Below are 18,389 nucleotides of genomic sequence, written 5' to 3' on the forward strand. Positions count from 1 at the left end.
CACAAGTCTTTTGGTTCACAACACAAGTCTTTTGGTTCACAACACAAGTCTTTTGGTTCACAACACAAGTCTTTTGGTTCACAACACAAGTCTTTCGGTTCAGAACACAAGTCTTTTGGTTCAGAACACAAGTCCGTTCTCAACGATTTGTTGTCTAGCGAAGAACCCCACCCCCAACCCCCCACAAGCAAGGCTACGGTGTACACACAAGTTATCCGATTATCCAAAAATCCACTAAAACCTCAAAGAGTCCTATCTTTAATCCCTCTCCTTACTAAGGAGAGGGACTGGTTTTACGTAGTAAAACCAGGGTGAGGTATGTCAGTAGCTATGATAATTAACCGTAAATTGCGTCACCAAAGACTTGTATGTACACCGTAGCCTTACTAAGGAATAAGAATTAAATAACATACAAATTATGTCCTTGGCTTACCTCACCCTCAATCCCTCTCCTTATAAAGGAGAGGGAAGCTAGAGATAGGATGAAGTTTTGCATCTTATTTAATCCAGGTTACTAAGGAGAGGGGAGACTTTGACAAAAGTCAAAGGCGGGGTGAGGTTAAAAACCATATTTGGTAATTCACATTCCTAAGACATAGGCAAAAACGCCTATGTACGTTTTGCACCATTATAAAGTTAGACAAAATGCTGATTTCTCAACTTTTCAATCGATTAAACAATCGGAAATTTACTAAGTTACTCACTCAAACAGTAGCTTTAGGCGTAAGCACTATTGTTCTATTCTCAAGTACTAATGCCAATGCTGCCGAGCAAGTTGTTTTAAAGTATGGTACTTTTCAGGGGCAAATATCTGTTCAAGAATTAAGCCAGTTTACAGAAACTGGTAAGACTACCCCGACATTAAGAGCTTATTTGCAGGCAGCCCAACAAGACCCCGCACTAGCTCGTAAGGCACTGAAAGCCCCCATAAAAGCTGATCCCGCCTTTTTAAATAATTTACTGTCTAGCTGGGCAGGGCCGATTTTGGTTGATCAAATTGGTGAAGTAGTTCACCCTCCCGTAGGACAATTAGATCAGCAGGCTTTGCGAAGCGCTTTAAGTGCATCGATTAAACAAAAAGGTGAAGTTACACTGCTTGGAGCGATTCAGAATTATCCAAATACTTCTGTTGAACTTGAAGGCGATCGCCTCATCGCTGTTTATCAACGCCTAAGCAATCTTGCAGAACTCTTATGAGGGCTAGGTTAGAGACAATACAGTTATGATCAGATGATTGGTTTAGTGTCTCAATAGTCATAAATTTAAGCCATGAGCAGGATTAAGTCAATACTGATGAGTCTATCTTAGGGTTCATACCTTGTTACTTAGAAATTCTCTAATCTAAATGTAGAGTTGAGTTTAAGAATAGGGAAAAGATTTTTATGACAACCGATGTTTCTAGAGATATTAAGAAGAATGTTAATGGGTCGCTGATAACTGGTGTTCTCCTGAGTATTTTGGGTGTTATTGCGATCGCAGCGCCTAATTTCACTACCTTATTCGCCGAAACTTGGATTGCAGCAATTTTGATTTTCGCCGGATTTACAAAACTAGTTTATGCCACTCAAACCCGCGATCGCGGCGGTTTTATTTGGAAACTTCTCTTGAGCGGACTCTATATTGCAACTGGTATAATGCTGTTTGTTTACCCTTATACGGGTGTTCTCACACTGACTCTGCTGCTTGGCACTTTTTTACTGACTGAAGGCACTTTTGAGTTAATTCTGGCATTCCAGTTACGTCCGCAACAGAACTGGACGTGGATACTAAGTGATGGCATTATTACCCTGGTCTTAGGTGCAATGATTTGGTTTCAGTGGCCTTTCAATGCGCCCTGGTTGCTTGGGACACTAGTTGGTATCAGCATTATTTTCACTGGCGTTTCACGCGTCATGTTCTCATTGAACGCGCGTTCTACCTTGAATCCTTCTGACCAAACTGCTTAGGAATAAGAATTAAATAACATATATTATGTCCCAGGGTTACCTCACCCTCAATCCCTCTCCGATATATTGGAGAGGGAAGCTGGAGACAGGATGAAGTTTTGCATTTTATTTAATCCACGTTCCTTAGTAGATGGGGAATAGGAAATAGCAATTATTAGTGCCCCATGCCCCATGCCCAATGCCCAATGCCCAATGCCCCATGCCCAAACTTCGAGAGTGAAAGTTTACAAGACATTGCAGTAGCGATCGCTGTGAATATATATTGCTAAATTACACTAAGGAAATCAAAATTAAGGCCAGCTAGCTGCTTTTCATCAATGGTATCTATTACTCCTCCCTTCTCGGATGTTAAAAACCATTGGGCACGTTTATTTATTACAGCCTTAGCCCAACGTGGTATTATCAGTGGATTGCCGAATGAGACTTATCGCCCCGATAACTCACTCACCCGCGCTGAGTTTGCCGCCATAATTGCTAAGGCATTTCCCACAGTTTCCCAGAAGCGACAGTATGTCCCCTTTGTTGATGTACCCACTAATTATTGGGCAGTAGCGGCGATTCAAGCAGCTTACGAAAAAGCATTTATTAGCGGATTTGGTGATAATACCTTCCGTTCTGCTAACCGCATTACTAGAGTAGAAGTCTTAGTTTCCTTGGTAGCAGGTTTAGAAATTGCCACTAAGGTTAAACCTGATCTCCTCTCAGTACTCCCACAAATTTATCAAGATTCTATTCAGATTCCTGGGTATGGTAGAAATCACATAGCTATTGCTACTAGGGCTGGATTGATAGTTAGTTTCCCAAATGTGAAATTACTCAATCCCAATCTCGCCGCCACCCGTGCAGATGTGGCAGTGATTATTTATCAAGCTTTGGTGTATTTAGGTCAGGCAGAAAAAATTGCTTCTAGTTACCTCGTGCAGCCGCCAATACCGATAGCAACACCAACACCCACGCCCATACCAACACCAACACCCACACCCACACCCACACCCACACCTGTCGGTAGTGTTAGGGTAAATCATAGCCGGGAGTTCCGGGGAGTATGGGTAGTATCTGTGTGGAATGGTGATTGGCCTTCCAAAGCGGGGCTTTCTGTTGCCCAACAAAAAGCTGAACTCAGCGAGATTATTACTAAATTACAAGCGCTTAACTTCAATGCCCTGATGTTTCAGGTGCGACCGGAGGGAGACGCTTTATATGAATCCAAATTAGAGCCTTGGAGTGCTTGGATTACAGGAACTCAGGGTGAAGCACCAGAACCATTTTATGATCCTTTAGCGTTTGCGATCGCAGAATGTCACAAGCGCAATATTGAACTTCATGCTTGGTTTAACCCCTACCGCGCCAGCACTTCCACCGACCCAGCCAAAAGTGTCCGTCCCCACATAGCAGCTACCAATCCAGAAAGCGTTTATTTGTGGAAAACTCAACGCTGGATGGACCCAGGACTGAAAATAGTTCAGGACAGAGCTTACAACGTAATTATCGACGTAGTGAAGCGCTACGATGTTGATGGCATTCACTTAGATGATTATTTCTATCCATATCCCATCGAGGGACAGTCTTTCCCCGATGAGAAAACTTATGCTGCATATAAAGCAGTTGGTGGTACACTCAGCCTTGGCGACTGGCGACGCGACAATGTTAACAAAATGGTACAGCGCCTTTGGCAGGGAATTAAAACAACCAAACCCGACGTTAAATTTGGTATTAGTCCCTTTGGGATTTATCGCCCCGGACAACCTGCTGGTATTACTGGGTTGGATGCTTACAACGTGCTGTATGCTGACTCGAAGAAATGGTTAGAACAAGGCTGGATTGATTATATTGCTCCTCAACTTTACTGGCGTACAGATCAAACCCAACAAAGTTATTCGGCGTTGCTAAAGTGGTGGACACAGGTAAATACAAAGCAAAGACACGTTTATGCTGGGAACAATCTCACAGAACCTAGCAACAAGAGTCGGGAGAGTGATGAGATTGAAAAGCAGGTGAAAATTAGTCGTAGCCAAGCTGGACAGTTGTCACTAGGGAATATCTTCTTTAATCTCAGTGTTTTGAGGGAAAATAGTCAGGGGATTGCTGATAAATTCCAAAGTTTGCTTTATAACAAACCTGCGCTACCGCCAACTTTGTCTTGGCACGATACAACACCACTCCCTCCACCCATTGGACTACAAGTTAATAATCGCAAACTGAGTTGGCAGCCCGGAGATAATCAGCCAGTTCGTTCTTGGACACTTTATCGTCAGAGTGGTGATACTTGGACAATTGGGCGAATTTTGTCTGCTGGCACAACCTTCGCTACTGTCCAACTAGCGGGAACCTATGCCGTATGTGCGGTAGATAGATTGGCGAATGAGAGCGTGGGAACAGTTATTACAGTGAGTTGAATCAAACCCGGATTTCTCACTTCTAGATATCTCTGTAACTCATCTGGGTTAAAACAGTACACCTGTAGCTATGGGTACTGAGATAACTATTCTTGCTGGCATGAGCTTTAGAGTTGACCTTTTGACAATCCGCTCATGCCATTTCTCTCCATCTTCACCAAAATTTGCCAACTACCAGTTTAGTTTGCAAATAGAATCTGGAAATTGCTCGTGTATATGTATTCTCGTCCACCCCAAGGAACGTAGCGATTATTATCAAACCAACAGATAGATGGGCGATTAAAAATCTCTGGCGCACAATGGGATGAATCGAATGTCTCTCAAGTCCTCAAGCATCCTGTGCTTATCTTAACGCCCAGCTTTAGAGCCTGTGTTAGTTCTTTTGTTCTAACAAAGTTGACATGCTCCCCAGAAATGTCTGATTTATCAGACAGTTAGCTTTCATCCCCTGGCTAAAAGCAATCTTGCAAAGGTTTGTCTAGTCAGGATTCTACTTTATTTGGTATTTTCTCTATTAAGGTAAAACGCAAAACTCCACCCTGTCTCACGATCCCTCTCCAATATATCGGAAAGGGATTGAGAGTGAGGTAAGCCAGGGACATAAATTGTATGTTATTTAATTCTTATTCCTAACCACCGGCGACAGCTGGCACAATACTTACTTCATCGCCATCTTTCAGAGGTGTATTAATACCATCTAAATGGCGGATATCTTCGCTATCGACGTAAAAATTTACAAACCGACGTAACTTGCCTTCTTCATCGCACAACCGGGATTTAATACCAGGAAAGCTTTGTTCTAAGGATTCCAACAATTCAGCAATGGTGCTACCGTTGGATTCTAGAATAGGTTGATTATTAGTAAAACTCTGAAGAGTCGTAGGAACTAAAACTTTTACAGCCATATAAGTAGCAATTTAGGAGGGAAAAGTGGGGATTTGCATTTGTCTTTTGTAAGAACAAAGGACAAATGACTGATGACAAATAACTAAACGAGGACTTGTTGCCATTCCAAGCGTTCGAGAGTACGCGATCGCTCTAAGGCCCGTTCAAAACTATCTAGTTTAGCATCAATTGTCAAAGGTTCGCCAACGTAGCCTTGGATTGCTTCTTGGGTTTTCAGACCATTGCCAGTGATGTAAATCACGGTAGTTTCATCTGGATCAATTTTGCCAGCTTCTACCAATTTTTTCAGCACGGCAACGGTTGTACCACCAGCCGTTTCTGTGAAGATACCTTCAGTTTCTGCCAGCAGCTTGATGCCATCAATAATTTCTGCATCATTGACTGACTCAATGTTACCACCAGTTTTCTGGGCTAACTCTACAGCATAAATGCCGTCTGCTGGGTTGCCGATCGCCAGCGATTTCGCAATTGTATTCGGTTTCACTGGCTTAATAAAGTCGCGTCCTTCTTTGAAGGCTTGGGCGATGGGTGAACAACCTTCAGCTTGAGCGCCACTGAAACGAACACTCTTGCCTTCTACCAAACCAACTTCGACAAATTCTTGAAAACCTTTGTAAATTTTGGTAAATAGTGAACCCGAAGCCAAAGGAGCAACGATATGGTCAGGTAGTTCCCAGCCTAGTTGTTCCGCAACTTCAAAGCCTAGCGTCTTAGAACCTTCAGAGTAATAAGGACGCAGATTAATATTGACAAAACCCCAGCCGTATGTATTAGCAACTTCCGAACAGAGACGATTTACTTGATCGTAGTTGCCCTTTACGGCCATCAGGGTGGGACTATAAATCAAGCTACCGATAATTTTACCGGCTTCTAAATCTGCGGGGATGAACACACAGCAGTCTAAACCGGCATGAGCTGCGATCGCAGCTGTAGAATTTGCTAAGTTACCAGTGCTAGCGCAAGAAACAGTAGTGAAACCCAACTCCCGCGCTCTAGAGAGGGCAACTGACACTACCCGATCCTTAAAGCTAAGGGTGGGCATATTAACGGCATCATTTTTTATATAAAGCTTATTTAGACCCAGGCGACGGGCAAGACGGTGGGAACGAACCAAGGGAGTCATACCAGTTCCCACATCTATAACATTGTCAGTTGCAACAGGTAAAAAGGGACGGTAGCGCCAAATTGAATTGGGACCGGCTTGAATTGTTTCACGAGTGACAGTCAGACGTAGGGCGTTGTAGTCATACTTGACTTCTAACGGACCAAAACATAACTCACAAACATTAGTGGCTTTGAGTTCATATTCTGCACCACATTCCTTACATTTCAAGGCTTGAAAGTAGGCAGTGCTGGCTTTGGTTTGGGTTGTGATTGCCTGAGTCATAAACTAGCTTTAATAAGTTTGTCTGTCGCTGTTGACTGAATACTAACACGAGCAAAAATACCCGTCAAACATACCCGACAATTTTTATCGGGTATGTTTAGTATTGAGAGAAATGATTATTGTAAACTTTAATATCAGTAATACCTACATCTAGTATTTATACTTTTATTTTCTCTGAATAAAACAACGTGCGCCTCCCTTGGAGACTCGCCAATACGGTTCGGATAAGATCCCCCCGCCTGCGGCGACCCCCTTTTTAAGGGGGTAAAGATTAGAAAAAGCCCCCCAATTTATCGGGGGGTTGGGGGGATCTTCGAGAGACAAACACGTTAACCGAACCGTATTGGGAGACTCACGTTAAAACAAGGCAATAGCTTCAAGTACTCAGTTTTAACACTAAGAAATAATATAAGAATCCGGTTTGATTTCTGAAAAGATACAGATACGTAGGGTGTGTTAGCACGGAGAGTACGACACCCTTGATAATGGTGCGTTACGAACTTCGTTCTAACACACCCTACATACCTAAATTTTGTTCAAAAATCAAATAGGAGTCCTATATAGGAATCGTAAATTGTTCTTGAAAAAATCTAAGTATATGTAGGGTGCGTTAGGACGCTTATTTTTCAACAAATTCTTTCACCACAGCCCTAGCATCAGGAGGAATCTGCGTAATTAGGCGAAATGGAAATGCCGCAGTCGAAGCAAACTGGGCATAATCTGATGTCAGAAAGATAGCGTAGTTTTTAGCTTCTGGAGTCATCTGTGCAGCAAAAGCCAAAGCTATAGCTTTAACATACTTGCGAACATCTGCTGCTTGTTCACCCACAACTTCACCGCCACTAATCGGTGTATTTGGTTGTCCTGTCTGATCCAAAGTGGTACTGGGGTCTTTTACACTCAGATGAGTACCCCCAACTATACCAACTAGCCATTTTGGGGATGGGATTTTGTCAAATCCGATAATCTGTTCAGTTAAAGCTGGGGTGGTTTTATCTGCGGAACTTGCTAACACTAGGGTAGGAATTTGCACCTTAGTTAACCCAGTTTCGCCAAACATTAGAGAAGTTGTCGGATTGAGAGCGATCGCCTCTTTGATTCTACTATCCCGTAGTTGATAGCTATTTTCTGGTAGTTCTTGAGCGATGCACTGCATAACTTCTCCCTCACTGAAGCTAGTCAAGTTCTTTTTACAGCGTTGTTTGAGATGTTCGAGTTGTAACTCGGCTCCAGCAATTTCTAAAGCTGTACCACCACCAAAAGAATGGCCAATGACCATCGCGTTCCTGGTTGCAAGTTTCCCTTGTAGCGGATGATTAGGCGTTTGGTTGAGCTTTTCTAATTCGTCCAGGACAAAACTAATATCTTGAGGGCGATCCAAAAACTCATGAGGCTTCATAACTCTGGTTTTGCCTTGTAATGCTGAGTTAGTATTTGCCTGATTACTACCGGGATGCTCTAAAGCTGCTACTACATAACCGTGGGATGCTAAATGTTCTGCTAAATAACGCAAGTCCGTGCGGACTGATGCGAAGCCGTGAGAAAGGACAATTACGGGTTTGTCGAGAGTTGCAGCAGTTGACCAATAAATATCAACTGGAATTTGCCGATCACGCTTTTCGTCATTCAGGCTTAAGTTGAGTATTTTTACTTGAGCGTTTCCTGGTTGGCTGGGATCAAAAGGGAAAGCAATTTGCGGTGTTTTGGGGTCGAGATCGGGAGCGATGGTTAGCATAAATTGCTGGGTACGCCAAAAAGCTGTATTCAAGCTCCCTGCAACTATAAAAGCCTGTGGCAAATCAATTTCTAAGTGTTTACTCGGGTAAGCGGCGATAAAACTCAATATAGAAAGACCCGGCGGTGCAGTAGAGCCTAATACCAATCCTGCTCTCAGTGCTTGTACCCCAGCTTTGTCCTTTCGGGCTAAGGCCGTAGCGAAGTCATTGAGAATGCTTGTACCAATTTGAGTATTAACTAACTTATTAACGGTGACAACATTTATTGGTACATTCATGCCCAGCGCCCCCAAGAAGAAGCGGCGTTGTTCTTCAGATAATCCTTTAGTGTAAGACTTCAAACTCCCAGACAATTCCCCAGTTTTTGCACCCTTTTGCAACTCGGCAAGAGAGATAGATTCTGTAAATAAACCCAAACGCACAACAACTGTGTCAGCCGCAATGGCCGAAGTATTTGGCGCGATCAGTGTAAGTGCAATCGCGCTAAAGATACCCGCAACTGTATTAAGACTTCCCCAACGGCTTCCCATAACTTTTATACCAACTGTTATTTACGGGAATATAACGGATATTTGTGTATTTGACTACCGATTAATTGCCTAGAAATCAAAGGAGATTTTTTCCTGAACTTGATGGCGATGTCTACGCCTACGCTCTGATCTCCTCAAAACATCTGCTGATGGGAACAAAGCATAACAAAAACAACGAATTGTAGAATTCATTACAGCTAAAAAATTGAGCATAAATCAGTGTTAACAGCCACAAAAGCCTGATTGTTTCTCAGCTAGGTTTAATACTGTAACGAAGCTCTAGAACAGGATAAGCGATGCCTGCGGCGGTAAACTACGCATCTACAATCTGCACTTTTTGTAGCCTGATATCTTGACTGCAATTTTTTTTGACAGGAAAGTTTAACCGACTGCTTAATGTTTTGTCTTTGCCCTTTAGAACGTGTTGCAGCTAGATAGTGTTACTGCTGTAGCTGCACTATCATTACTCATCAAATTCTACCAGCCGCTTCAACAATTTTTCTTGGCTTTATGCGTCGCAGACTCCGCTATATTTTAATTTTGCTGCTCTCCCTGAGTATTATTACACTGTGGTGGCCTGTGAATGATTCTGATTGCAATTTCGAGACTTTTCTCGCATCAAAAACTCCAAAATTCCAAGTATATGCTACTAAGGTTATTGTTCAGCCCTGGCGTGGTCGTCACCATGTATATGGAATTTTTATGATTCCTGATGAATACAAACAAGCTCCATTTTTTGTGTTAACAGTTCAAGGTGCTGGCAGTTACTGTTCAAAACAATTTGGTTATAAAAAAAACTTTGATGATATCTTTGCTGAAGCAGGAACTTATCTGGTAAAGAAGCCTATTAGAACTCGAAAAACTCTGCGGCTCATTCTCCAAGGTTTGTACTTTCAGGTCAATGATAAACAGAATTGGACGTTGACTTTCCCTGAACCAAAGATTAGTAAGTAGGTAGGCGTAATTAAATATAAGATCAAACCTCACCCTCAATCCCTCTCCAAAGTATCGGAGAGGGAAGCCGGAGGCAGGGTGAGGTTTTATATTTAATTTGACCCACTTACTTACCACCACGCCGAATTAGTGATTTGTTCTTTAATTACGAATTACGAATTACGAATTATTCCGTCAGCTTGGTGGTTGAGTTTTCAAAACCTCGTTTTTCTCTAACAAGGCAGTAGTAGTATTGACCACAATCTGTGCTGATCCTGTGAAAAACGATCGCTCGATAGTCGCTGGAACATCGCTAGGTTTATGATAGTGGGGAGTACGTAAATTTGCGGTATCTGTGACCAGCACAGCACCCACACCTTGATACCAAAATGGTGCATGGTCGCTGCGTAGGGTGTCTGGTGTCAGTAAACCTTTAAAAGGAATTGGTACTGTTAGGACTGGTGGCAGATTTGATTCTTGTTTATTCAAGGCGGTTGAAGGGAGCATTTGTGAGTTTTGAAAGGCATTCAGCAAAGGCAAATGTTCTGTATCACCGACTACTGCCAAAAAGTCGCCCTTGTCGCTAGGTGGTGTAACAGGCAATCCGGTAGGGTATTTTTGACACCCAGGAGCGTAACAAGCATAACCCACCATATCCATAACGATCGCTCCGCCCAAGTTTTGCAAGCGTGTTGTCTTACTAACGAAAGCCCGACTACCCAAAAGTCCTGCTTCCTCCTTGTCAAAAAAAGCTAGCTGTAATGTCCGTGGTGTGGGACGAGAACCGAGCAACCGGGCTACTTCCAGCACCACAGCTACACCACTGGCATTATCATCGGCACCAGGGGATAAGAGAACAGTGTCGTAATGCGCTCCGACGAGAATTGCTTTAGCGGCTTTGTTAGTTCCTCGGCGTTCGGCAAAAATATTCACACCGTCAGAGAACTTTTCCAATTTGGGCTTCCAGCCTAATTTTCTCAGTTCAGTTGTGATATAAGTGCGAGTCAGCGATCGCTCTGTTGTTGTATAGCGCTGAAAATTTAATTTTTGGATATGGTTTAACAGCTTGTCAGTAGACACTTGCGGGGCAATGTTAACTTTTTTTAACTCTGCCTGTGGTTCGGGTGTTTCCACTGGAATGCTCTGAACAATTGCTGGTGACGAACGCTGTTCAAAAAACGTGCTACCCTGACTACCCACCACCGCAACTGCCACCAACACCAACAGCATCAGCCAAATCCATTTTTTCATGCTCTTGCCAAAATTTTGACAACCACTACTGAGCCTCTCAGATTACTGAATCGATGCTCTAGATGATTATCGGCTCAAGTTCACGATTATGCCATTGCCGTTGATGCCATTCGGCAACCAAGGGACGGACAATAAACTTAGGCTGTCCATCGCCTTTAACGTCAATACGTAAACCTGAATAAGGTCGTCGTTTCTGAAAACCTTGACCGTTGCGACCAATGAAGAGATGCGATCGCGCCACTAATCTATTTTCATTTCCAAAAGTCTCCATCAAATCTGCTCCCTCAATTCGCTGGCGTCGCAAACTAAACCCGCTACCGCCACAAACAATCCAGTGGATATGCGAATCAGCGTGTCCGGTATCCATTGTCTCAAGGTGTTCCAAGCAGTGCGCGTGACCGTTTAATACCAAATCGACCAAAGGACGCCCCTCATTTAGGGAACCTATTTGTTTAGCTACCGCATCCAACACACCACGGAGGCGATCGCGAATGATCAGAGTTTGGGCTTGTTGCCACTTTGTCGCTTCAGTTACATAGGGAGGATGATGGAAATAAATCACCCTTCCTCGAACTTCAGAATTATTCCAAGATTCAATTAATCTTTGCTTAAGCCATTCCAGTTGTTCAATATCAGTCAGCAGTGTTTTATTAGTGGCTAGTTGCTTATCAATATCAACAATAATTTCTTCAATTTGTGATAGCTTGGCGTGGAAGTCGTCTAATTGATCGGCTTCGCTGGGGTTTTCGGGACGAAGCTTGGCTGAGGTTTCAATAATTTCCAGCTTTTCTTGCTCTAAATCTTCACGCTGTTTTTCTAAGACTTTGCGATCGGCATCACCTTCTTTTGTTTTAGGCAGGGGTGGTGGATCGTTAAATGTATTAGAGTCCAAGGCAAAGAAATCAATCCCGCCATAGCGAAAAGTGTAGTAGCGATTGGGAAGGCGGGTGAAATGCCCAGGTTCATAGGAAAGACAACGACCTGTATCTGTCTTGGCTGTGTAGTAGTGATCTAAATGATGATTTAACTCTCCTGGAAGCTGAAACGCCTTCAGATAGTCCAGAAATGCCCGTGCGTAAGCGTCACCAGTTCCTGAGCCATGCAAACCCACATCTAAGTCTAACCGCGATCGCAACAGGCGACGAATGGGTAATGTTGTTAGGGACGCCAAGCTCAATAAAATCGGCAAGTTATAGTAATCGTGATTTCCCGGTACTGGTAGAATGGGCAGCTTAAAAACCATCTGGTCATAGGCAATCTTTTTGGGATGTTCTCCGCCCAAGATAAACTCTCGGTAAGGCTGGATGAAGTTCTGGTGGTAGTATTCACTCGACCCCACTAAATAGATCACATCCCCGGTATGCAGCATAAAACGGGATTCGTTGTGATGAGGCAGCATGAGTTCAGCCACCTGTCGCTGGGGATTGTGTCCCCGGTGCTTGCCGGAACCACTATCACCGACAACTAAAAATGAGAACTCACAATTGTCTGTTTGACCATCCGCCAACACCAGCCGAGTTTGGTCGATGTCCCGTTCCACAATTAACGGATCTTGCCACCGTACCCTCTGATTCATTTTACGAATTTTGTCAGCGATCGCTGGATCAGATACAAGTTTCAATGCAACCTACTCCTGAATCTTGAATTGCAGGGAGCAGGGAGCTGGGGGGGAAATAACCAATAATGCCCCATGCCCCATGCCCAATGCCCAATGCCCAATGCCCAATGCCCAATGAATGCCCAATGCCCAATGCCCAATGCCCAATGCCCTCACTCCTCTATTGTGTCTTTCATCTCAATAGTCAAATTAGGGAGTCCCTCTAGTTTTTCGGTAGGCTCAACTTCTTCTACTAATGGCACAAAAATTCTCAAGCCTGCTGGAACACACTTAATTTCTACTGGTGTTGTGCCCACTATTTCACCATCTAGAACAACCTTTTGCGGTGGGTTAGTCGTAATTTTAAATTGTTTGGCTCGCAGGAAGCCAATATCATCCCGTTCTACGGCGTTACCTGTAGAAGCCGTTTGAAATAGATGAAATGTCGCAGCGATCGCTCCTGCCTTGTTAGCTGGAGCTACAATCGTTAAATCTAGTAACCCATCATCATAAATCAGACCTGCTGGCCCCTGAGCCAAAACGGAAGTGGGAGGCGCGGCATTTGCGACTGTTACTGCACAGGCACTAGTTTTAATTATCTTGTCTTCAGTTTCAATTTCAACATCAAAAATTTTTAAGCTTCTTAATTGCTGGATTCCTGCCAAAACGTAGGCCATCATCCCAAAGCGATTCTTCGCGTCCCGGTCTGCCAATTCTACAGTTTCAGCTTCAAAGCCAATACCTGCTAAGAGTACCATTGGTCGATCATTGCAATAGGCTACATCTACACTGCGGATTCCTCCCTGTAAAATTGTCTGACATGCCGATGCGATCGTGTCAGGGATTCCTAAAGCTGTGGCAAAAGCGTTTGCTGTTCCTCTAGAAATGATCCCAAATGGAATCTCAGTACCCACTACAGCCGCCGCCGCCGCCGAGAGAGTGCCATCTCCCCCCGAAGCAATGATTACATCTACCCCCCTTGCTACTGCTGCATATGCCAGATCGTCAGCATCGATTTCTTCAGTTGTCAGATAAATATCTAGGTCAATATCTGGCTCTAATATTCCCCGAATTTCTGCCAGTTCTAGGTCTGGATCACCCTGACCAGCAACTGGATTGAAAATGAGGCAGGCGGAACGATTCATAAAATATAAAAGCTAAACTTAGATCACTAAAATACTAAATTCTTTTTAGCATTCTTGGAAAATTTTGACTTCCTTCTAACGGCTGGTTTAGCTTTTGTCAGAAGTTTAGAAGTCTTCGGCCTCGGAACATCCTAATGCTGACGCCTATTTTGGTATTTTTTGTCCAATACTTAAACAATAAAAATTTTACCATGCGTCAATTATTACTAGTTTTGGCAAGTATGCTAACTCTCAGCAGTTTAGATGCCCCTAGCATGACAATAGCAGGCACAACGCCTAATTTAGGCGAGATGCGCTTAGTTTAAAAAGACAAAGAGTTAAGGAACGTGGATTAAATAAAATGCAAAACTTCATCCTGTCTCACGATCCCTCTCCTTTATTCTCTAGCTTCCCTCTCCTTTATAAGGAGAGGGATTGAGGGTGAGGTAAGCCAAGGACATAAATTGTATGTTATTTAATTCTTATTTCTAAGCCTTATACCAAGCGTATTATTTTATAGTAAGAATTCACCACCCAGGAGTCAGAAGTCAGAATCGATAATGAGTTTAGTATGATTTGGATATTCATTCATTAAATTTTTGTCTGATTCTTTAACTATTCTGAGTTCTGAATTCTGACTCCTGAATTCTTACATTTTATAACCTTGATGCAAGGAAAGGAAAGTAATTCAAAATTCTCCCCCTTCCCTTTTTTATATCTACTTTCTTTCTGGATGTGCTGCATCCTCTGGTGAAGGAGTACACATCTGGTTAATTATGGCAATCATCTGATACAAGCGCCCCAAGTCGCGTTGATTGAAGTACAAAATCAGGCGGGGTAGTTCAACAGTTTCATCTTGTGCTTCTTGAGGTAATGCCTGACTTTTTTCAATCCTTCCTTGAATAATAATGTCGCTGAAATCAACATTGAGTTTCTCTACAAGAGCGTCTGATATATCTGTCTTCAGGCGGATGACTAACTTATTGCCTACATATCGACAGGAATGATAAACCTGGTAAAAACGGGTGATAGCGTTGCAAGCCACATCCAAGTTGTCTGTCACCGTGTAAAGGCTGGGGTCTTCAGGACTTACAAGACCATTTTGCACTAATTGCTTATCAATATATTCGCTCCAAGACCGCCAGTAATCACCACCAGGGCGATCGATTAAAACTAGAGGTACTGGGCCAAATTTACCATTTTGGGTTAATGTCATACATTCAAAAGCTTCATCTTGAGTGCCAAAACCTCCCGGAAACAAGGCTACAGCATCACTTTCTTTGAGGAGAAACAGCTTGCGGGTAAAGAAATATTTGAAGTTAATTAGCTTAGGATCACCCTCTATAAACGGGTTTGCTTGCTGTTCAAAGGGTAACTGAATGTTTAATCCAAAGGAATTTTCTCGCCCAGCACCTTCGTGACCCGCCTGCATAATTCCACCGCCACCGCCCGTCATCACCATAAATCCTAATTGAGAAACAGCGCGAGCAAACTCAACGGCCATTTGGTATTCTGGTGTATCTGTAGCTAGACGAGCAGAACCGAAGATGGTGACTTTCCGAACGTGTCGATAATCATAAAAAAGCTGGAAACCGCGCTCCATATCTGCTAATGCAGCCGACAAGATTTTCCAATCGAGACGCTCAATTTCGGTATCAGCTAGACGAATAATAGTAGCAAGTGCTTGCTGAATAAATTGCCGATTTTTTAATGTCGGTAAACGAGCGATCAATTCCGCGATATCCGCCTGTAAAGACTCTAATGTGTCAAACGACGCAGATGAGGTCATGAGAACTGCTGCAACAATGGCACTATATTTTACGTGAACGACTCACACTCTAGCAAGCAGGATATAACCCTCTGATGTAGAGTTAGCAAACTCAGAACTGTTTCTGATCTCAATGCAGTCCCAGTTCTTCTTTCAACCCCTCCGGCACATTAACTGCTGTCTCTAATCCCCGCACATCTTCCCACTGCTGCTTTTTACCCCAAGTCATTTTTTCCATATTGGCATCGCTGAGGTCAGCACCACCCAAAATGGCATAGCTGAGATTACTGTGACTGAGATCCGCGCCATTGAAGATAGCACCACTGAGGTTACTGCCACTGAGGTTAGCACTGTTAAGGTTGGCATAGCTGAGGTCTGTACCGAACAGGATAGCGTCGGTGATGTCGGCACCACTGAGATCGGCTTCGCTAAGAATCACCCCACTGAGGTCGGCTTCGTTGAGAATCACCCGACTCAGGTCTACGCCGCTGAGGTCGGCACCTAAGAACATTGCGCCGTTAAGTCTGGCATTGTTAAGCTTGGCGCCGTTAAGTTTGGCGTAGCTGAGGTCGGCGGCGATGAGGATAGCATCACTGAGGTTGGTACTGAAAAGAATTGTGTCACTGAGATTAGTACCATTGAGAATGGCGTGACTCAAATCAGCACCACTGAGGTCGGCGCGGCAGAGATCGGCATGGTTAAGGCTGACGCTGCGGAGGTTGGCTTCACTTAGATTCGCACCGAAAAGGATGGCGTTGTTAAGGTCAGCATGGCTAAGGTTGGTGTTGCTGAGATCGGCGCGGTTGAGGTCGGCACTGGTAAGGTCGGCGCGGTTGAGGTCGGCACTACTAAGGTCGGCGCGGTTGAGGTCGGCGCGGCTAAGGTTGGCACAGCTAAGGTTAGCACCGATGAGGTTGGTGCTGCTGAGGTCAGCACCGCTAAGGTTGGCACCGCTAAGGTTGGCACCGCTAAGGTTGGCATCGCCGAGGTTGGCACTGCTAAGGTTAGCATCGCTAAAGTTTACGCCAGTTAAGTTGGCATCGCCGAGGTATGCACGGCTGAGGTCGGCACCGCTAAAGTCTGCCCCGGTGAGGTTGGCATCGCCCAGGTATGCACCCCGAAAGTTGCCGCCTTTGAGGAATTGCCCGACTATACTGCTAAAGTTGCCAATTTCTAAGGCATCGCTATAGTTGATGATCCGCAGCAGTTGGGATGTGAAAAAATTATCTGTGTCTGGTTGAGAAGATGGATAGAAGGTGATTTTTTGTTTGAGTTCATCTCGCTCTTGGGCGTAGCGGTGTAACTCTAACAGTAAAATCAGTACGTTCAGCCCTGTATATATGTCTACCTGTCTCAGCCCAAGAGCAATATTTTGTGCTGCTAGCTTTAACTTTGTTTGCTGAGGTAGGTTTTCATCTGGTGTCCCATCGATAAATTCTCCCTGACACCAGCGACGATAAAAATCTTCTAGCCGCCAGAAAAGCTGTTCTAGGTGAACTTTTTTACAAGTCACAACCAATTCCATTAGTTGGTTGACTATTTCTGGTTTGAGGGCCCCATTGCCCAGTAAATCGTAAATCTCTTCATGCATCTGGCGATCGCACACTCTAAAATAAAATCCAGAGGGTAAAATGCCCAATGTGCGATCGTCGATCTTAGAAGTCAAACCGCTCTTTGATATTGTCCATTTTTCTAAGCTCTCTTGCAGTCTTAAAGAGCATAAATCTTCTGGCAAATTATCTTGAGCAAATTTAACACTTTTGTTTGGTTCTTTAATACTTTTTCCTGGAGGTAAAACTGCTTCGGTTTCTGGCGATGTCGTCTTTGGCATCTCTTGTAACCTTGTACCTCTGGCATAACTTCTCAGCAGCAGCCAGACTTGAGATAAATATGTTGACATTTTTGTGTCCGTTGTTACATTTTAATTATTGTTTTGATAATTCTGAAATTAAAAATTTTTCTATGCTAGTTTGCTTCTCACTGCCAAAAATTAATAGTATCAATAAATACTACACGAAAAACATCATCTGTTGGTGATGTCTGCGACGGTAACAGAGCTTTGTCGTACTCTTGCTAGCAAGAGCGTCTCCAAGAGTTGTGTGGGCTATACCAACGGCGTTGTCGAGGGCGACTTCTCACTAATCTGTAGTAAGTAAGTGGGTCAAATTAAATATAAAACCTCACCCTGCCTCCGGCTTCCCTCTCCGAACTCACGGAGAGGGATTGAGGGTGAGGTTTGATCTTATATTTAATTACGCCTACCTACTTAGCTTCAAGTTTATTCTGGTGATCTAAATAAAGTGTTAGCTTAAAAATTGTTTCCAAAATCAAGTAATTTTCCGGTTTTGGCTAATTTATTATGCTTTTTTTTACAGAAATTTATGAGTCTGAATGTAAGAATAATACTTGCTATTTGTTGGAGACGCAATTGTTAGGAAAAATCCGATAGTAAAACCAAAATTTAAGAGAGTTACATCAAAAGAGCAGCGCCTTGCGTATTTTCCTCACGGCAGTTCCTTCTCCTGTCAAAGACGCTGCGTGTACCTTACTTATATTGCAGGGAAGTCGGGCATTACCCGCCCAACGGAATGCCTCGGCAAAGTTGTGGCGACTGCGGGAGGCGGAGTGACTCCGACTCCGAGCTACGTGTGTTTGGTCTTAAACCCTTTAATTTCCGATAAAGCTGAAAATGGCAACTAAAATTGAAGTCTAAAGTTTGCTGTTTAATCTAAAACAGCTAAGAGAATCGGCAAAAAGCAGGCTATATAGCTTTGTAAAAGTTAAAAATTAACTACGGGATAATTATCGGGTATAG

Annotated in this window: 15 protein-coding genes; 7 read left to right on the forward strand and 8 right to left on the reverse strand. The window is 43.5% G+C overall.

Annotated elements, in window-relative coordinates; genetic code table 11:
- From V7K31_RS22090 to V7K31_RS22105, 4 genes are all read left to right on the forward strand, one after another.
- On the forward strand, positions 1–315 hold a 315-nt coding region (locus tag V7K31_RS22090; protein ID WP_335096851.1), incomplete at its 5' end, for a hypothetical protein.
- A 330-nt stretch (positions 316–645) separates the two neighbouring features.
- Positions 646–1,197, forward strand: a complete 552-nt coding sequence (locus V7K31_RS22095; RefSeq protein WP_335096852.1) for an alpha/beta hydrolase — start codon at positions 646–648, stop codon at positions 1,195–1,197.
- A gap of 185 nt (positions 1,198–1,382) precedes the next feature.
- The gene (locus V7K31_RS22100; RefSeq protein ID WP_335096853.1) at positions 1,383–1,946 is read left to right on the forward strand and encodes an HdeD family acid-resistance protein; all 564 of its coding nucleotides are present in this window, start codon (positions 1,383–1,385) and stop codon (positions 1,944–1,946) included.
- A gap of 317 nt (positions 1,947–2,263) precedes the next feature.
- Positions 2,264–4,342 carry a glycoside hydrolase family 10 protein gene (locus V7K31_RS22105; protein ID WP_335096854.1) on the forward strand — a complete coding sequence of 693 codons (2,079 nt, stop codon included), beginning with the start codon at positions 2,264–2,266 and terminating at the stop codon, positions 4,340–4,342.
- A gap of 629 nt (positions 4,343–4,971) precedes the next feature.
- Here V7K31_RS22105 and V7K31_RS22110 read toward each other — a convergent pair.
- The 3 genes from V7K31_RS22110 to V7K31_RS22120 form a co-directional block, all read right to left on the reverse strand.
- A complete protein-coding gene (locus V7K31_RS22110; RefSeq protein ID WP_334943211.1) occupies positions 4,972–5,247 on the reverse strand; it encodes a ubiquitin-like small modifier protein 1 in 276 nt (91 codons plus the stop codon).
- An 83-nt stretch (positions 5,248–5,330) separates the two neighbouring features.
- Positions 5,331–6,635, reverse strand: a complete 1,305-nt coding sequence (gene thrC / locus V7K31_RS22115) for a threonine synthase (RefSeq protein WP_334943213.1) — start codon at positions 6,633–6,635, stop codon at positions 5,331–5,333.
- 619 nt (positions 6,636–7,254) lie between these two features.
- Positions 7,255–8,901: an alpha/beta hydrolase gene (locus V7K31_RS22120; RefSeq protein ID WP_335096855.1), complete on the reverse strand. Its 1,647-nt coding sequence runs from the start codon at positions 8,899–8,901 to the stop codon at positions 7,255–7,257.
- Between the two features lie 510 nt (positions 8,902–9,411).
- On the opposite strand from V7K31_RS22120, the gene V7K31_RS22125 reads away from it, so the two are divergent.
- Positions 9,412–9,855 carry a hypothetical protein gene (locus V7K31_RS22125; RefSeq protein ID WP_335096856.1) on the forward strand — a complete coding sequence of 148 codons (444 nt, stop codon included), beginning with the start codon at positions 9,412–9,414 and terminating at the stop codon, positions 9,853–9,855.
- 174 nt (positions 9,856–10,029) lie between these two features.
- On the opposite strand, the gene V7K31_RS22130 is transcribed toward V7K31_RS22125, so the two are convergent.
- Complete coding sequence (locus tag V7K31_RS22130; RefSeq protein ID WP_335096857.1) at positions 10,030–11,085, reverse strand: M28 family peptidase; 1,056 nt, start codon at positions 11,083–11,085, stop codon at positions 10,030–10,032.
- 58 nt (positions 11,086–11,143) lie between these two features.
- Positions 11,144–12,706 (reverse strand): metallophosphoesterase family protein, encoded by a 1,563-nt coding sequence (locus tag V7K31_RS22135; RefSeq protein WP_335096858.1) that lies wholly within the window; start codon positions 12,704–12,706, stop codon positions 11,144–11,146.
- A gap of 62 nt (positions 12,707–12,768) precedes the next feature.
- Here V7K31_RS22135 and V7K31_RS22140 point away from each other — a divergent pair, with 62 nt between their 5' ends.
- The gene (locus V7K31_RS22140; protein ID WP_335096859.1) at positions 12,769–12,909 is read left to right on the forward strand and encodes a histidine kinase; all 141 of its coding nucleotides are present in this window, start codon (positions 12,769–12,771) and stop codon (positions 12,907–12,909) included.
- Here the strand turns inward: V7K31_RS22140 and V7K31_RS22145 are convergent.
- The 3 genes from V7K31_RS22145 to V7K31_RS22155 all read right to left on the reverse strand — a co-directional run bounded on the left by V7K31_RS22145 (position 12,856) and on the right by V7K31_RS22155 (position 17,474).
- Positions 12,856–13,827: a YegS/Rv2252/BmrU family lipid kinase gene (locus V7K31_RS22145; RefSeq protein ID WP_335096860.1), complete on the reverse strand. Its 972-nt coding sequence runs from the start codon at positions 13,825–13,827 to the stop codon at positions 12,856–12,858. The two genes, V7K31_RS22140 and V7K31_RS22145, sit on opposite strands and share 54 nt — an antisense overlap.
- Before the next feature lie 697 nt (positions 13,828–14,524).
- Positions 14,525–15,595, reverse strand: coding sequence for an LOG family protein (locus V7K31_RS22150; protein ID WP_335096861.1), 1,071 nt, complete (start codon positions 15,593–15,595; stop codon positions 14,525–14,527).
- 109 nt (positions 15,596–15,704) lie between these two features.
- Positions 15,705–17,474 (reverse strand): pentapeptide repeat-containing protein, encoded by a 1,770-nt coding sequence (locus tag V7K31_RS22155; protein ID WP_335096862.1) that lies wholly within the window; start codon positions 17,472–17,474, stop codon positions 15,705–15,707.
- A gap of 591 nt (positions 17,475–18,065) precedes the next feature.
- Here V7K31_RS22155 and V7K31_RS22160 point away from each other — a divergent pair.
- Positions 18,066–18,203 (forward strand): hypothetical protein, encoded by a 138-nt coding sequence (locus V7K31_RS22160; RefSeq protein WP_335096863.1) that lies wholly within the window; start codon positions 18,066–18,068, stop codon positions 18,201–18,203.
- Positions 18,204–18,389 lie beyond the last annotated feature (186 nt).

It is taken from the genome of Nostoc sp. (assembly GCF_036917675.1).
Lineage (GTDB): Bacteria > Cyanobacteriota > Cyanobacteriia > Cyanobacteriales > Nostocaceae > Nostoc.

What these genes read in the sequence shown, in the direction of transcription:
- V7K31_RS22105 (WP_335096854.1), top strand. Translation starts at nt 2,264, where the DNA reads ATGGTATCTATTACTCCTCCCTTCTCGGATGTTAAAAACCATTGGGCA.
- V7K31_RS22150 (WP_335096861.1), bottom strand. Translation starts at nt 15,595, where the DNA reads ATGACCTCATCTGCGTCGTTTGACACATTAGAGTCTTTACAGGCGGAT.
- V7K31_RS22100 (WP_335096853.1), top strand. Translation starts at nt 1,383, where the DNA reads ATGACAACCGATGTTTCTAGAGATATTAAGAAGAATGTTAATGGGTCG.
- thrC (WP_334943213.1), bottom strand. Translation starts at nt 6,635, where the DNA reads ATGACTCAGGCAATCACAACCCAAACCAAAGCCAGCACTGCCTACTTT.
- V7K31_RS22110 (WP_334943211.1), bottom strand. Translation starts at nt 5,247, where the DNA reads ATGGCTGTAAAAGTTTTAGTTCCTACGACTCTTCAGAGTTTTACTAAT.
- V7K31_RS22155 (WP_335096862.1), bottom strand. Translation starts at nt 17,474, where the DNA reads ATGTCAACATATTTATCTCAAGTCTGGCTGCTGCTGAGAAGTTATGCC.
- V7K31_RS22120 (WP_335096855.1), bottom strand. Translation starts at nt 8,901, where the DNA reads ATGGGAAGCCGTTGGGGAAGTCTTAATACAGTTGCGGGTATCTTTAGC.
- V7K31_RS22130 (WP_335096857.1), bottom strand. Translation starts at nt 11,085, where the DNA reads ATGAAAAAATGGATTTGGCTGATGCTGTTGGTGTTGGTGGCAGTTGCG.
- V7K31_RS22140 (WP_335096859.1), top strand. Translation starts at nt 12,769, where the DNA reads ATGCCCCATGCCCCATGCCCAATGCCCAATGCCCAATGCCCAATGCCC.
- V7K31_RS22145 (WP_335096860.1), bottom strand. Translation starts at nt 13,827, where the DNA reads ATGAATCGTTCCGCCTGCCTCATTTTCAATCCAGTTGCTGGTCAGGGT.
- V7K31_RS22095 (WP_335096852.1), top strand. Translation starts at nt 646, where the DNA reads ATGCTGATTTCTCAACTTTTCAATCGATTAAACAATCGGAAATTTACT.
- V7K31_RS22125 (WP_335096856.1), top strand. Translation starts at nt 9,412, where the DNA reads ATGCGTCGCAGACTCCGCTATATTTTAATTTTGCTGCTCTCCCTGAGT.